This window comes from Gordonia heveisoli (genome assembly GCF_030315745.1).
Lineage (GTDB): Bacteria > Actinomycetota > Actinomycetes > Mycobacteriales > Mycobacteriaceae > Gordonia.
Window position 1 is genome coordinate 14,606 of record NZ_JASXSH010000032.1, and the last position, 14,407, is coordinate 29,012.

Below are 14,407 nucleotides of genomic sequence, written 5' to 3' on the forward strand. Positions count from 1 at the left end.
GCGCCGGCGTTCAGTCGACTGGGTCGTGCTGGATGCGGCTCTTGCGCACCCCGGCGACCACCAGTCGTCGGGTGGTGGCCTCGATCATCGCGTGCGATCCGGCGATCAGGACCTGGTGTTCGGACCAGTCGCCCGCATCCGCCACGACGTCGGCGAGTGTCCCGATCCGATGTTCGATGCCCAGATCTCGGGGGGTGGCGACGGCATTGATCCACCACGGATCGGAGGTCTCCTCCGATACCGCGGTCACACGCAGCCACGGATTGGTGCCGGCGATCCGCCGCAACACCGCGAGATCGTAGAGTTCGCCGGGGTGCCGCATCCCGTAGAAGATGTGAGTTCGCGGTGAGTCCGAGCGCTTGGACATCTCGATGATCAGCGCACGCAACGGCGCCAGCCCGGTGCCGCCGGCGACCATCAGGACATCGCGGTCCGGGTCGACGTGCAAGGTGCCGTGCCCCTGGGCGAAGAACCACACGTCGCCGACGCGGGTGTCGCTGACGATCGCCGTGCTGACCGTGCCACCCTGCACCGCTCGCACGTGGAATTCGAGTTCGCCGTCCGGGTTGGGCGGGATGGCGGGGGATAGGTGTCGCCAGGCCTTCGGCCACTGCGGCACCTGAACCTCCAGGTACTGGCCAGGTTTGAACCGCAGCGGAGCATCGGTGGTCAGCCGGACGACCGCGAGATCGCGGGAGATGCGGTACTTTTCGGCCACCTTCGCCGTCCACAGCGCCGGATGTGGGGCGGTTTCGGCTGCCCCACGCATCACGCCGGTCACCAGCATCATGGCCTGCGAGACGGTTTGTTCGGTGTCGGCGTCCCAGAATCCGGCCATCAACGCGGAGAACTCACCCATCAGCGCGATGTACATCGCCCGATAGTGTTCGGGCAGCACCCCGAACTTTCGGTGGTCGCGGCCTAGCTGGGCGAGGAACTCGATCAGTTCGGCGTGCCCGTGCTCGGACGGGATGACCTCCAGTACATGGTCGATGACCCGATAGAAGGCGTCGCGCTGACCGGACATGGTGGCCGGGAAGAGGTCCCGAAGGTCGGGGTCGACGGCGAAGAGTCGGGTATAGACGTTTCGGGAAAACTGGTCGGGATCGGCGTTGACCGCCGCCCTGAGCTGATGCAGCGCATGCCTGGAATGGGTCACCATTGCGCGCGCACTCACCTCCGAACCGCCGATCACTCCCGTCGTGAGCCGACCGATGCGGGCGATGCAGGTCAGCAGGCGACTGTGACCACCCTAGCGCAACCGCCGTAGCAGCTGGATCGAGTGCAATTCACGATCGTCCAACGCATGTGCGGAGCGTGTGTGCTATGGCAAGGTACGTCTTGTGGCAACTGTGGACGGGGGAGCGGTCGGGGGGCCGACGCTGCAGGGCGTGATCCCGGGCATCGTCGACGCGCACCTTCAGCAATGGAATCCGCGCAGCACCCCGTGGGCGGCCAACCGTGCATCGCGGCTGTACCGGTACGTCCCGGCGATCGGAGATCGCGTCTTCCCGGTGGTCGTCTCACGTGCCGACCGCGAATATGTGCTGACGCCCCGGACGGTGGCCCGGGCCTACGAGCCACGCCAGTACGTCGCCGACGCGGCTGGGGTGCGTGCGGTGGCGGGGGTGCCGATCGAGAGCGTGGTCCACATCGAATCGCATTGGCGCGCGGAGAAGGTCGACGACCTCACGCTCGATGAGCGGACCTCACTTGAGGAGACTCGCTATGTCGCGGGCCTGCCCTTCGGGGTCGGCGGGAACCCTCGGCTCGGTGCATTGATCGCGCACGGTGATCCCCGCGATCCGCATTTCGGTTGCGCGCTGGATCAACACGCGGCGATCACCGACAGATTCCGGGGTGTGCGGACCGCGGCCTCCCGCCATCCCGATCCGCGCGTCCGGGACAGTGCCGACGGTGAAGGTCTCCTCGCCCAGCCGGACTTCCTGCGCGGATTCGCCGCGATCGCCGATCGTGGTCTGGTGTTCGAGGCGTCGGTCTACTCGCATCAGCTGTACGACGTGGTGACACTGGCCCGCGAGTATCCCGAGACGACCATCGTCGTCAATCACTTCGGTACTCCCGCCGGGGTATTCGGACCCATCGGCGTCCGGACGGGTGCGACGGCGGCCGCGCGCACCGACATCCTGCGCCTGTGGCGGGAACGGATGACAACGCTGGCCGCCCATCACAACATCGTCATCAAGATCTCCGGTCTGGCGATGCCGGTTCTCGGCTACGGCCATGAGCGTTGGGGCAACATCGGTGATCAGGCCACCCTCGCCGAGATGGTCGGTCCGTTGGTGGTGCATGTGGTCACCCATTTCGGTGCCGCGCGGGTGCTCTACGGCAGCCATTTTCCGATCGACAAACCCAATGCCCGGATGGCCATGCAGGTGGGCGCCCTGCTCGAGGTTCTCGGCGACTGGGGGCCGGATCTGCTACGGAAGGTATTCCGGGACAACGCGATACGCGTGTACCGCATAGCCGATCCGGCACGCTGAGTCGTTCAACCGAATCCCGACGACGATCACCGGCCTGCGCGGCGCAGTCCGAACCGGCGGTGGCGCGGATGGTCGGGTACCGGGACGTCACGCATCATGCGAGTGATCAGTGCGACGAACTCCCCACAGCTGTCATAGCGGGCCGCGGGGTCCTTCGCGAGCGCCTTCGCCACGATCGAGTCGACGCCGGAAGGTAGCCACCGCCGTCGGCGGCTCGGCTTCGGCGGGTCGTCGTTGATGTGGGCGTAGGTGATCGCGAACGGCGTCGCCCGCGGATACGGGGGTTCGCCGGTGAGGAATTCGACCAGACTGCAGGCCAGCGCATACTGATCGGTTGCCGCCGATAGTCGTTGGGCTTGTAGCAGTTCCGGTGCGGCGTAGGCGATGGATCCTTGTACGCGCCCGTTGCGGGCGAGGGGTCGGGTGTCGTCGAGGAGCTGGGCGATACCGAAGTCGGACAGATAGGCCCGCACCGGGTCCTGCGGCGGGGCATGCCCGTCATGGATGTCGGTGATGGTGGTCAGGATGTTGGCGGGTTTGACATCGCGGTGAATGACGTCGGCGTCGTGTGCGTAGTCGAGCGCATCGGCGATCTGACCGGCGACCGCCAGTACGGTGGCGACGTCGGGCTCCTCCCCGCGCGCGGGGACCAGGATCGTCGCCGGGGCGCCTGCCACATACTGCATCGTCATCCAGCGGACCTCGCGGGAAGCGGATTCGGTATCCGTGACCGGGGGAGCGGTTCGTCCGCGCGAGTGAACCCGGACGATATGCGGATGCTCCAGCATCCGGGCGATGGTGAACTCACGATCGAAGCGTTCCTCGAGCCGCGCGCGGTCATAAACCTTGGCGTGCAACACCTTGAGCGCCACGAGACCGGTCTGGTCGCGCTGGTGGGCGGCGAAGACGTCGGCGCTGCTTCCACCGCCGAGGAAATGGTCGATGGTGTAGCCGTCGACCTGGTCACCGATCTCGAACACGACGCCGCCGGATCAGGTGGTGGGGGTGATCCGGAAGATCGGGAATCGGCGGCCCTCGGAGGTTTCGGTGTACTTCACGAAGGACGGCGAGTGTCGGGTGAACTTGGCCCATGCCTGCTCCCATTCGTCGGGCCGGAGTTCGGCGACCGACACCGGCACCGTCCTGATCCCGTCCGGGCCGGGGGCTTCGACCCGAACGTCGGAGGTCGCGCGCAGATTGTGTACCCAGGCGGGGGTGGCGGGGGAGCCGCCGGCGGATCCGATGAGCAGCCAGCTGTGGCCGTCGCGAACGGCGAGCAGCGGATTGACCCGTGGTTCGCCGGACTTGGCGCCGAGGGTGTGTAGCAAAATGAGATTGTCGCCGAAGCCTGCGGTCGTGACGACCCCGTTGTTGCTGCGGAATTCGTCGATGACCTGTGCGTTGAAGTCGTTCACCACTCCAGTCTGCCTGTCCGCGCGCCGGTGGCGCACCCCAAACCCGGCATTGGGAGGATCGTCGGTTGCATAGGGTGACAGGCATGGCTGAGGTGGACCTGAGTGAACTGACCGCGGCGTTGCCCGGCGGGATGGTGGTTACCGACCCCGACATTCTGGCCGGATACCGGCAGGACCGGGCTTACGATCCGGACGCCGGAACCGCCATGGCGCTGATCCGCCCGACCACCACCGAGGAGGTCCAGACCGCGGTCCGGTGGTGTGCGGCCCGCCGTATCCCGATCATCACGCGCGGTGCAGGCACCAGCCTTTCGGGCGGTTCCACCGCGGTGGACGGCGCGGTGATGATCTCCACGGAGAAGATGCGCGACCTGCACATCGACACCGCCACGCGCACCGCGACCTGCCGGCCGGGCCTGCTCAACGCCGAGGTCAAAGCGGCGGCCACGGCGCACGGGCTCTGGTACCCACCCGACCCGTCCTCCTTCGAGATCTGCTCGATCGGCGGCAACGTGGCCACGAACGCCGGTGGCCTCTGCTGTGTGAAATACGGTGTCACCACCGACTATGTGCTCGGCCTGGAAGTCGTGCTCGCCGACGGCCGGGCACTGCGGCTCGGTGGGCGCCAGCTCAAGGACTCGGCGGGCCTGCCGCTGACGAAGCTGTTCGTCGGCAGCGAAGGCGTGCTGGGGATCATCACCGAGGTGACTCTGCGTCTGCTGCCGCCGCAGGCGCCCGCGTCGACGGTCGTCGGTACCTTCTCATCGGTGACCGACGCCAGTCGGGCGGTGTTGGCGGTCACGGCCGAGATCCGGCCGGCGATGCTGGAGTTCATGGACTCGGTGACGATCAACGCCGTCGAGGACATGCTGCGCATGGGCCTCGATCGTGATGCCGGTGCCCTGCTCGTCGCCCAGTCCGACGCGCCGGGCCCCGCCGGGGCCGCGGAGATCTCGATCATCCGGCGCGCCTTCGAGTCCAACAACGCCGACGAGGTGTTCACCACCGACGACCCGGTCGAGGGTGAAGCGTTCACCGCCGCGCGCCGCGCGGCGATCCCGGCGGTGGAGAAGCTAGGGTCGCTCCTGCTGGAGGATGTCGGCGTGCCGCTGCCGTCGCTGCCCGACCTGATCGACGGTGTCGCGGCCATCGCTGCCGACAATCGGGTGATGATCTCGGTGATCGCCCATGCCGGCGACGGCAACACCCATCCGCTGATCGTCTTCGATCCCGACGACGACGACGAGTCGGTGCGCGCGCAGCGTGCCTTCGGCCAGATCATGGATCTGGCCATCGAACTGGGCGGCACTATCACCGGTGAGCATGGGGTCGGCCGACTCAAGAAGGAGTGGCTACCCGACCAGGTGGGTCCGGACGTGATGGCCCTGACCGCTGCCATCAAGGGTGCGCTGGACCCGCACGGATTACTCAATCCCGGTGTGCTGCTCTGACGTTCGGCTATCCGGTCTGCTCTCTGATGCGCCCCGCAGCGATAGCGGACGGCCTCGACTGGCTGCCGCGCGAAGAGTGTAGGCGGCCACTGGCCTTCAGTGGCGGGTGAGGATCGCGTCGAGGTCGGTCCCGATGGGTAGCGTGCCGAATTCGACACCGCGGTCGGGTCCCAGTCTGGCCTCGATGAATGCCTCGGACACCGCGGTCGGGCTGTACCGGGTGAGCAGCGCACCCTGTAGTGCAAGGGCCATGGACTCGACGGTGATGCGCGCGCGACGCTGAGCGTCGGACGGAGCGAGTCCGGCGAGTTCACCGAGCTGGGTCCGGACGCGGTCGAGCGCGCCGTCGAGGATGCGGTTGGCGCCCCGCGCGAGGTCGAGTTCGGCGAGGAAGGCGGCCACCGTTTCGGGTTCGCGGGTCATCGCGCGTAGGACGTCGAGGGCGATGACATTGCCCGACCCCTCCCATACCGCCATCACCGGCTGTTCGCGATAACGCATGGCGAGCGGGAAGTCTTCGGTGTAGCCGTTGCCGCCCAAGCATTCCAGCGATTCGTAGGCGTGGTGGGGGCCGCGTTTGCAGATCCAGTATTTGGCAACGGCATTGGCCAGTCGGCGGAAGGCTTGCTCCTGGTCGGAGGCATCCTCGTCGTGAGCGCGAGCGAGTCGGATGGCGGTGGTGGTGGCCGCTTCAGACTCGAGCGCGAGGTCGGCGAGGACCGCGGTCATGGCCGGTTGGTCGGCGAGCCGGGTACCGAAGGCGCTGCGGTGCCGGGTATGCCAGAGGGCCTCGGCGACGCCTTGCCGCATCCCGGCCGCACTACCCAGGATGCAGTCGAGGCGGGTCTGGGCGACCATCTCGATGATGGTGCGGACGCCGCGTCCGGCGTCGCCGACCAGATAGGCGACAGTGCCGTCGAGTTCGATCTCCGACGACGCGTTGGACTTGTTGCCCAGCTTGTCCTTCAGCCGTTGGATCCGGAAGACATTACGGGTTCCGTCGGGGAGGACTCGGGGGAGTAGAAAACAGGAAAGTCCTTCTCCACCAGGACCACTCGCCTGGGCGAGGACCAGGAAGGCATCCGACATCGGTGCTGAGCAGAACCATTTGTGTCCGGTGAGCAGATACTCCGCTCCCGGGCCGCCGGCTCCGGCGGGAACGGCAACGGTGGTGTTGGCGCGGACGTCGGAACCGCCTTGCTTCTCGGTCATCGACATACCGAAGATGGCCGATGTCTTGTCGGCGTCGAGCTCTGGGGAGTAGTCGCGCGACAGTGCGCGCGGTACCCACGCGGCGGCGACGTCGGGCTGAAGTTCAAGGGAGGGGATGACCGCGTGGGTCATCGAGACCGGACAGGCATGTCCGGGTTCGATCTGACCGAACAGCATAAACGCCGCTGCACGCGCGACGTGTGATCCAGGCCGCGGATCCGCCCAGCAGCGGGTGTGCGCCCCGTGTGAGACGGCCGCCGCGATGATGCGATGGTAGGCCGGGTGGTACTCGACCTCGTCGATCCGGTGACCCCAACGGTCGAAGGTATGCAATTGCGGTACAAAGGTATTGGCCAATTTCGCATCGTGCTGGAAGGCCTCGGTGCCGACCAGTGATCCGATCTCGCACAGTTCGGCGTCGGCCCATCCCGCATCGTGGCGGGCGACCGACTCGCGGAGCACGATGTTGAGTTCGTACTCGTTGACGCCGACCCGCGGCAGTGACTGATTGAGCACCTCGTGGGTGAGGTGCGGGCGCGGGTGCAGTGGCGAAGTCTGGGTCATGGAACTACCTTTCGCGGAACGCGCGCGGGTGTCACTCGGTGTAGGCGAGTGGTTGGTCGAGAATGCGGTCGGGGATCTGCAGGCTCGCGAAGAGGACGGCCACGGAATCTTGCAGGGTATAGCCGAATTCGGCTCCGGTTGCCGACTTCTGGACGACGAGCCCGAAGATGGCCGACCAGAACGCCTTGGTCTCCACATCGATCGGGGAATACAGCTGCCAGCCGGTGCGCATCAGCGTGGCGATCAGGGCGGCATCTGCACGGTCGTGCAGGATGCGCAGGGTGTCGGTGATGTGTTCGCGTAGGTCGTTCCGGCGAGACACGATCATCATCGCAGTGGTGAACAGTTCGACGTTGCGGGCCTGTGGGCCGAGGAGGGTGCTCACGAGTTCGTGGGTGTACTCCCGCACCGTCGCCGCCTGCCGCGCAGCATTCTCGGCGTGACGTCCGGCGCGCAGTACCGCGGCGCAGGCCACCTCGACGAACAACTGCTCCTTGGAGCCGAAATAGTAGGTGACCTGGTTGGGGAAGACCTCGGCGTGGCGGCACACCTGCGCCACCGATGCGGTTTCACCGTGTTCGGTGAACACCTCGGTCGCGGCGCGCAGCAGCGCCGCACGGGTCGACTTGCCCGATGCGCTGCTGCCGCGTCGCGATGCGGCTGGTACCTGCTGGTCCATACCACCAAACCTCTTCTTGTACGGCCGACAATATCGGGGGTGGGTGGGTGTGGCAAGGAACCTGGATGGGCCACCGGGAGTAATGACGAGGGCCGTCGTACTCGCCGGTGGCGAATACGACGGCCCTGGTCGTGGGTGATTTCGTCGGCAGGAACTATCCGACGGTTCCGGGGAACGGATCGTTCTGGCCGCTGGAGTACGGGTCGTCGCTCTTGCGGGTCCGGTTGGTCAGCTTGTCCTTGAGGACGCCGAAGCGGCCACCCTTGTCCTCGATCTTGAGGTGCTTGAGGATGGTGCGCGCGGCGTTCTGTCCGGGCATGCCGCTGATGCCGGCGACCGGGTGGGTGCCCGAGCCGGTCAGGTACAGCCCGTCGACCGGGGTCTTGTAGCCGGCGAATCCGGCGACGGGCTTGTTCGGGCCGAAACGGCTGATGGTCGGGTCGACGTGGTAAACCGAACCGTCGATCGCCCAGAAGCGCTCCTCGATATCCGGCAGCACGAGCGGCCGCACCGCGACCTGAAGGTCTTCGACGCCCTTGTAGTACTCGTCGGCGTCCTTGATGATGCTGTCGGTGATCTTCTTGCGGGCGACGTCCCAGCCTTCCTCGGGGAAGGACGGGGTCAGGCCGGTCCAGAACCACCAGAGGTCCTTGCCTTCCGGCGACATCGACGGGTCGAAGGCATTGGTGACCTGCGCCAGACCCGGAATAGCCTCGGGGACTTCGCCGCGCACACACGATTTCGCGGCTTCCAGGGCCTGCTCGTAGGTGTGGTAGCAGTTGCAGGCCACGCGCAGGTCGATGCCGTCGCCACGCCACTTCTCATGCTTGGACATGTCGATCTTGCCGCTGAGCGCGACGTTCACCTTGGCGTCGGCGATGCCGCGCTTAACGGGTCGGGATGTGGTCGGCCGCGTTCTGCTTCTTGGGCTCCAGGACGCCACGCGGAAGGAGGCGAGTGAGCGTGGTCTGGGGCTGCATGCGGTGAGAACTGCACGGCGAGCGTGGATCTCGGCACCGCCGTGGATGCGCACGCCATCGGCACCGGTCGCACGGCGATGGCCCGGCTGCGTGCGAACACAGCGCTGACCACTCTGATCGTGGGCGGCGATGTCCGTGTGGGACAGCCCGGTTCGGCGGACGAACGCGGGGGCGCCGACGTTGGCGCGGCAGTGCTGGTCGGGGCGCCAACGGTGGATCTGCCCGGGTTGGCCGAGATCATCGCATATGTCGGCCAGACCGAGGAGATCCTCGATCGCTGGCGCCTGCCCGGGGCTGACTGGGGCAGTTCGTGGGAGGAGCGGTTCGGGTTCGAACGCTATGCCGCACTGATCAGGTCCGCGTCGGCTCGGGTGCTCGACGACGCAGGTGTCGCGCAGGCCGACCACGTCGTCGTGGTCAGCCCCAACACAGCCGTCGCGAAGCGGGCGTCCACCTTGGTCAAGGGCGTGCTCTCGACCTCCGGATCACCGGTCGGATTTGCCGGTGCCGTCGACCCGTTGATCGCGGTCGCCGACGTGCTGGACCGAGCCGGGCCGAATGAGACGATCCTCCTCGTGTCTGCTGCGGACGGGGTGGATGCGCTCGTGCTGCGGACGACCGGCGCGCTGTCGGCCGCCGCGCGACCGACCGGACCCGCCGCGCAACTCGCGAAACCCTCCAACTCGGTGGCGTATCCCAGATATCTGGCGTGGCGCGGGATTCTCGAGTTCGAGCCGCCACGCCGCCCGGAGCCCGCGCGCCCGGCCGGGGCCCCGTCGGCACGCGCCGTGGGCTGGAAGTATGGCTTCGTCGGATCTCGTTGTCTGGAATGCGGATTCATCCATCTCCCGCCTGCGCGAGTGTGCCGGGAGTGCGGAACCGCCGACGCGGGTGAACCGATGGCCGCCGCGACACTGGCCGGCCGGGTCGCCACCTTCACCGTCGACCATCTCGCCTACTCACCGTCTCCGCCGGTCGTGGTAGCCGTCATCGACTTCGACGGCGGTGGTCGGACCACCCTGGAAGTCGCCGATGCACGGCCGGACGTACTCGCGATCGGGGACCGGGTGGAACTGGTGTTCCGGCGCCTGTACACCGCCGAAGGCGTGCACAACTATTTCTGGAAGGCCATCCAGGTCGACGAGAACCCCATCGATGATTCGGGAACACGGGAGGGCTGAGGCATGGCGCAGCATGGAACTGCCGACCAGGTCGCGATCGTCGCGATGGGATGCACGCGATTCGGGGAACTCTGGGACACCTCGACCGACGATCTGCTGATCGATGCGATGGGGCAGACGCTGGCCGGCGCCGAACTGTCGCTCGACGACGTGGACGCGTTCTGGCTGGGAACCCTGGGTTCGGGCAGTCGGGCCTCACGCTCAGTCGGGCCGTGGGCATCGAGAACAAGCCGGTTACCCGGGTGGAGAACTATTGCGCCACCGGGTCGGAGGCCTTCCGCAACGCCTGCTATGCGGTCGCTGCCGGGGCCTACGACCGGGTGATGGCGATCGGTGTCGAGAAACTCAAGGACTCGGGCTTCTCGGGTCTGCTCCGCGGCGATCCGCCCGGCGATGGGACGGCATCGGAATTGTCGCTGACCGCACCGGCCGCGTTCTCCATGCTCGATCCGGCGTATTGCGCCAGGTATGGGGTCGATCCGGCGCAGATGCGTGCGGCGATGACCCACGTGGCATGGAAGAATCACGTCAACGGTGCGCGTAATCCGAAGGCGCAGTTTCGTTCCGAGGTTCCGAAGGCGAAGATCGAGAGTGCGCCCAAGGTCGCCGGACGGTTGGGTGTCTTCGACTGCTCCGGGGTGTCCGACGGTGCGGCAGCCGCGTTGATCGTGCGCGCCGAGGAGGCTTACGACTACACCGACCGGCCGATCTTCGTGAAGGCCCTCGCGCTGGCGGCGGGGCCGGGGCGTGGTGCGGTCGATCAGGCATACGACTTCAGCACCTTCCCGGAGGTCGTGGCCTCCGCGCGAGATGCCTACGCGCAGGCCGGGATCACCTCGCCCCGCGCCGAGCTGTCCTTCGCCGAAGTGCACGATTGCTTCACCCCGACCGAGATCGTCCTCATGGAGGACCTGGGCTTCTCCGCTCCGGGTGTCGCCGTCAAGGATGTCCTCGCGGGTGAATTCGACTCGGACGGTGGATTTCCCGTCAACATCGACGGCGGACTGAAATCCTTCGGCCACCCAGTCGGGGCGAGCGGATTGCGAATGCTGTACGAGACGTGGCTGCAGTTGCGCGGTGAGGCTGGGGAACGTCAGCTGGCGGATCCACGGCTGGCGCTCACCCACAATCTGGGCGGACGACCCGGTGCGTGCGTCTCGTTCGTCTCGGTCGTCGGCAGTGAACGCGGTTGATCGGACGGGTGGCCGGTGCGGGATCCGCGCCAGGCCTTGCCAACGTATTTGAGTTTACGTTCAAGTAAAAACGTTCCAACGAGAGAACTCCAACGCCCGACGGCATGGAGACCAGACACGAGGTGGTGGGCAACAATGAAGGTCACGGTTGATTTCGGTAAGTGCACGGGGCTGGGAATTTGTGAAACCGTACGGCACGGTGCCCTACTTCTGGTCGGATTGGTACGACGCGCGCATTCAGTTCGTCGGGTCGCCGGAGGCCGACGAGGTCGTCGTGGTCGACGGTGACCCCGGCCAGAGCGAGAAGTGGGTGGCCCTGTACCGGCGTGGCGATCGCCTGATCGGCGCGCTCACCGTGAACGGTCAGACGGTGATCATGAAGTACCGGGTGATGATCACGAAGGGTGCGTCGTGGGAGGACGCGCTGGCGTTCGCGGAGAAGCGCCGGGCGGCCGTCCCGGCCTCCTGACTCAGTCGGGGGTGAGCGCGCCGCGCACGAAGTTCTGCGCGTTTGCGACGACCTTGTCGATGGACCCGCGGCGCGGCGTCCACCACTCGGCGGCCCAGTTCAGTGAGCCGAGTACCAGCATCTGGGCCATGTAGAGGTCCAGATCCTGGCGGATCGAACCCTCCTCGTAGGCGTCGGTCATCAGCGACCTCCACACCTTGCCGTACTTGACCTCTTCGGCCGCCTGCCGTTTCCGGACATGCTCGGGCAGCTGTCCCGCGTTCCGGATCGATGCGGTCGTGTACGCCGAGATCTCCAGTTCATGGCGGAGGTGTGCTTCGACGGCGACCAGGATCTTCTCCAGCGGGTCGGTGCCGTCGGGCAATGCCGCCAGAACCTTGACCAGATGTTCACGCATCTCGGCGAGGCCGGCCCACATAACCTCTTCGACGAGATGTTCGCGCGAGTCGAAGTAGTAGTAGATGGCGGGGGCCTGCAACTCGGCGACCTCGGCCACGTCGGTCAGGCGCATACCGGCAAATCCTTTGCGGCTGAGCACCGTGGCCGCGGCGTCGAGGATGCGTGCACGCGTCAACTCGGACTTCGGCACCGCACGTGTCTCGGACTGGACGGTGGTGGCTCGCGGCTTACGTGGTGGCATGCCTGGCGATTTTAATCGGCATTGAAAGATTGTGGTGGACCCGCCCGGCGTGACATCGCGCGTGGCGCGCAGATGGTGGCTACCCCGGCGTCAGTCCGCGGCGGATGATCGACTATGCGGTCGCGACGACGGTGTCCACCGAGCCCCGTGAGGACGTCCACCATTCAGCGGCCCAGTTCAGGGCGCCGAGGACCAGCATCCGGGCCATGTAGAGGTCGAGGTCGGGCCGGATCTCGCCCTCGTCGGCGGCCGCCCGGACCAGATCTCGCCAGATCGCCCCGTAGCGTTGCGATTCATCGGTATGTCGGGTCCGGATACGCTCGGGGACCTGTCCGGCGTTGCGGATGGATGCGGTGGTGTAGGCCGACGCCTCCAACTCATGACGCAGGTGGGTGTCCACTGCGATCATGATGCGTTCCATCGGCGTCTGTTCGGGCCCCACGGCATCCAGCACTGCTTCCAGGCGCTGTCGCATCTGGGCGATTCCCGACCACATGACCTCTTCGATGAGGCTTTCACGCGAGTCGAAGTAGTAGTAGATGGCGGGGGAACGGAGTTCGGCCACGGCGGCGACATCGGATAGCCGGGTGCCCGCGTAGCCCTTCTCACTGAGCACCCGGGCCGCCGCGTCGAGAATGCGGGCGCGGGTTCGGGCGGACTTGAGTTCCTTGGCCTCGGATCCGGCCGGACTCATCGGATTCACGTCGAGGGTCATGCGGTCACCACCGCGGTGCGCGGTCGAGGCTGTCCAGCGAGTCGAGGTCCACGAGTGCCTGGGCGGATCGACGGACAAGCGTGCGGACGTGTGCTTCGGTCTGCAGCTGGGAGACCTTGCCGACCAGATAGGTGTAGGTCCAGAAGATGAAGCCGCGGAACATCTGCTGGCGATAGGCGAGAAAGGCCTCGTCGACGGTCGGGGGTTTCCCGCCGACTTCTGCGAGTTTGTCGACGTACAGCTCCAGCAGATCGTGTTCCCACGCCCGCCGGTCCTCGACGTCGAGCGCGGTGCTGATGGCGTAGCCGACGTCGAGGGCCCAGCCGCCGCGTCCGATGCCCTGCCAGTCGTAGAGGTTCAGTGAACCGTCGGGCAGCTCGAACCAGTTGCCCGGATGGACATCTTGATGAAGCAGGGTCTGCGGGCCGACGACGTTGTGATCGAGCGAACGCATCAGACCGCTGCGCAGCTCGGATTTCCGGCGGAACAGCTCGGCGGGGATCTCGTCGTCGAGCAGCCGCATCGCAGCCATCGCGCCGCGGTCGAAACCGATCCTCGAATTGAATGTGCGCTGCCAGTCATCGGCCCGGAGGAGCCCCCACTCGCCGGCCAGGCGCGGGTCTTCCCACAGGCCGCCGTGGTACCGCGCGAGTTCGGCGATCATCGACTCGGCCCCCGTCCGGTCCACGTGCCGGGTCGCGGCGTCGGCGAACTTCGCGCCCCGGGTGGCGGCGATGTCCTCGGTCAGCACCATCGACCGGCAGGTGCGCGCGTCCCATCCGCCGTGGTAGCCGAGTGGGGCGCCGATGTCGAGGTGCGGTCGGATCAAACTGTAGAACAGGGCCTCGGAGCCGGCCGCGCCGGTGATGCCGACCAGCAGCCGGTTGACGAGTGTCGGAGTCGACTTCGAGTACACGTCGGCGGGTAGTCCGGCGTCGGTGCCCGCGGCGTTCCACGCGAGTGTGATCGCGCGGCGCGAACTCGTGCCGTCCGATCCGCTGCCGAGTGCGAACTCGGTGACCGCGGCGTCGGGAACCCCGCCACCGAGGACGGCCGTCAGCCATTCGGCGGTGATCTGCTCGACCGTGGCCGGGACCTGGTGCGGGTCGGTGACCGGACGCCGACCGCGGATCCGTTCCATCGCGGTGGCCGATGCGACCCTGGCGACGTCGCGCCCCATGGCCAGTTGTGCACGCATGGTCACTCCAAACTCTGGTGGAACTCGCCAATTCGGTCTACCGGATGATCGACCGAGACCGGCGAGGTCTTCACCCGATTAATCTAGTCTAAATTCGAATCGTTGGGAACCGATGGAGTGAATGCGATGAGGTGAAAGGTCAGATCCGTGATGTCGATTGCCGTCGGGGGGGGGGGGGCCCCCCCCCCCGGCCCCCCCCCCCCCGC

12 protein-coding genes and 2 pseudogenes are annotated in these 14,407 nt (G+C 66.7%); 5 read left to right on the plus strand and 9 right to left on the minus strand.

Annotated elements, in window-relative coordinates; translation table 11 throughout:
- Window positions 1-10: 10 nt before the first annotated feature.
- A complete protein-coding gene (locus QSJ18_RS19380; RefSeq protein WP_286328299.1) occupies window positions 11-1,162 on the minus strand; it encodes an FAD-binding oxidoreductase in 1,152 nt (383 codons plus the stop codon).
- Window positions 1,163-1,343: 181 nt separating this feature from the next.
- Between QSJ18_RS19380 and QSJ18_RS19385 the strand changes: the two genes are divergently transcribed.
- Window positions 1,344-2,504 (plus strand): amidohydrolase family protein, encoded by a 1,161-nt coding sequence (locus tag QSJ18_RS19385; RefSeq protein WP_286328288.1) that lies wholly within the window; start codon window positions 1,344-1,346, stop codon window positions 2,502-2,504.
- Window positions 2,505-2,530: 26 nt separating this feature from the next.
- On the opposite strand, the gene QSJ18_RS19390 is transcribed toward QSJ18_RS19385, so the two are convergent.
- Both QSJ18_RS19390 and QSJ18_RS19395 read right to left on the minus strand, forming a co-directional pair.
- Window positions 2,531-3,484: a serine/threonine-protein kinase gene (locus QSJ18_RS19390; protein ID WP_286328289.1), complete on the minus strand. Its 954-nt coding sequence runs from the start codon at window positions 3,482-3,484 to the stop codon at window positions 2,531-2,533.
- A gap of 12 nt (window positions 3,485-3,496) precedes the next feature.
- A complete protein-coding gene (locus QSJ18_RS19395; protein ID WP_286328290.1) occupies window positions 3,497-3,919 on the minus strand; it encodes a nitroreductase/quinone reductase family protein in 423 nt (140 codons plus the stop codon).
- Between the two features lie 83 nt (window positions 3,920-4,002).
- Here QSJ18_RS19395 and QSJ18_RS19400 point away from each other — a divergent pair, with 83 nt between their 5' ends.
- Window positions 4,003-5,370 (plus strand): FAD-binding oxidoreductase, encoded by a 1,368-nt coding sequence (locus tag QSJ18_RS19400; protein WP_286328291.1) that lies wholly within the window; start codon window positions 4,003-4,005, stop codon window positions 5,368-5,370.
- Between the two features lie 96 nt (window positions 5,371-5,466).
- On the opposite strand, the gene QSJ18_RS19405 is transcribed toward QSJ18_RS19400, so the two are convergent.
- From QSJ18_RS19405 to QSJ18_RS19415, 3 genes and pseudogenes are all read right to left on the minus strand, one after another.
- Complete coding sequence (locus QSJ18_RS19405; protein ID WP_286328292.1) at window positions 5,467-7,146, minus strand: acyl-CoA dehydrogenase family protein; 1,680 nt, start codon at window positions 7,144-7,146, stop codon at window positions 5,467-5,469.
- A gap of 31 nt (window positions 7,147-7,177) precedes the next feature.
- Window positions 7,178-7,825: a TetR/AcrR family transcriptional regulator C-terminal domain-containing protein gene (locus QSJ18_RS19410; protein WP_286328293.1), complete on the minus strand. Its 648-nt coding sequence runs from the start codon at window positions 7,823-7,825 to the stop codon at window positions 7,178-7,180.
- A gap of 154 nt (window positions 7,826-7,979) precedes the next feature.
- Window positions 7,980-8,861, minus strand: a pseudogene (locus QSJ18_RS19415) (phytoene desaturase family protein); the annotation flags it as partial.
- Here QSJ18_RS19415 and QSJ18_RS19420 point away from each other — a divergent pair.
- From QSJ18_RS19420 to QSJ18_RS19430, 3 genes and pseudogenes are all read left to right on the plus strand, one after another.
- The gene (locus QSJ18_RS19420; protein WP_462476120.1) at window positions 8,829-9,986 is read left to right on the plus strand and encodes an OB-fold domain-containing protein; all 1,158 of its coding nucleotides are present in this window, start codon (window positions 8,829-8,831) and stop codon (window positions 9,984-9,986) included. The pseudogene QSJ18_RS19415 and the gene QSJ18_RS19420 overlap by 33 nt on opposite strands.
- Window positions 9,987-9,989: 3 nt before the next feature.
- Window positions 9,990-11,179, plus strand: a pseudogene (locus QSJ18_RS19425) (acetyl-CoA acetyltransferase).
- Between the two features lie 181 nt (window positions 11,180-11,360).
- Window positions 11,361-11,648 (plus strand): oxidoreductase C-terminal domain-containing protein, encoded by a 288-nt coding sequence (locus QSJ18_RS19430; protein WP_286328295.1) that lies wholly within the window; start codon window positions 11,361-11,363, stop codon window positions 11,646-11,648.
- A gap of 1 nt (window position 11,649) precedes the next feature.
- On the opposite strand, the gene QSJ18_RS19435 is transcribed toward QSJ18_RS19430, so the two are convergent.
- The 3 genes from QSJ18_RS19435 to QSJ18_RS19445 form a co-directional block, all read right to left on the minus strand.
- Window positions 11,650-12,288, minus strand: coding sequence for a TetR/AcrR family transcriptional regulator (locus tag QSJ18_RS19435; RefSeq protein ID WP_286328296.1), 639 nt, complete (start codon window positions 12,286-12,288; stop codon window positions 11,650-11,652).
- Between the two features lie 112 nt (window positions 12,289-12,400).
- The gene (locus QSJ18_RS19440; protein WP_286328297.1) at window positions 12,401-13,003 is read right to left on the minus strand and encodes a TetR/AcrR family transcriptional regulator; all 603 of its coding nucleotides are present in this window, start codon (window positions 13,001-13,003) and stop codon (window positions 12,401-12,403) included.
- A gap of 4 nt (window positions 13,004-13,007) precedes the next feature.
- Complete coding sequence (locus tag QSJ18_RS19445) at window positions 13,008-14,201, minus strand: phosphotransferase (protein WP_286328298.1); 1,194 nt, start codon at window positions 14,199-14,201, stop codon at window positions 13,008-13,010.
- Window positions 14,202-14,407 lie beyond the last annotated feature (206 nt).

Bases quoted from the DNA above. Each gene is read 5' to 3' on its own strand.
- QSJ18_RS19405 (WP_286328292.1), bottom strand. From the start codon at position 7,146: ATGACCCAGACTTCGCCACTGCACCCGCGCCCGCACCTCACCCACGAG.
- QSJ18_RS19400 (WP_286328291.1), top strand. From the start codon at position 4,003: ATGGCTGAGGTGGACCTGAGTGAACTGACCGCGGCGTTGCCCGGCGGG.
- QSJ18_RS19440 (WP_286328297.1), bottom strand. From the start codon at position 13,003: ATGACCCTCGACGTGAATCCGATGAGTCCGGCCGGATCCGAGGCCAAG.
- QSJ18_RS19435 (WP_286328296.1), bottom strand. From the start codon at position 12,288: ATGCCACCACGTAAGCCGCGAGCCACCACCGTCCAGTCCGAGACACGT.
- QSJ18_RS19410 (WP_286328293.1), bottom strand. From the start codon at position 7,825: ATGGACCAGCAGGTACCAGCCGCATCGCGACGCGGCAGCAGCGCATCG.
- QSJ18_RS19445 (WP_286328298.1), bottom strand. From the start codon at position 14,201: ATGCGTGCACAACTGGCCATGGGGCGCGACGTCGCCAGGGTCGCATCG.
- QSJ18_RS19380 (WP_286328299.1), bottom strand. From the start codon at position 1,162: ATGGTGACCCATTCCAGGCATGCGCTGCATCAGCTCAGGGCGGCGGTC.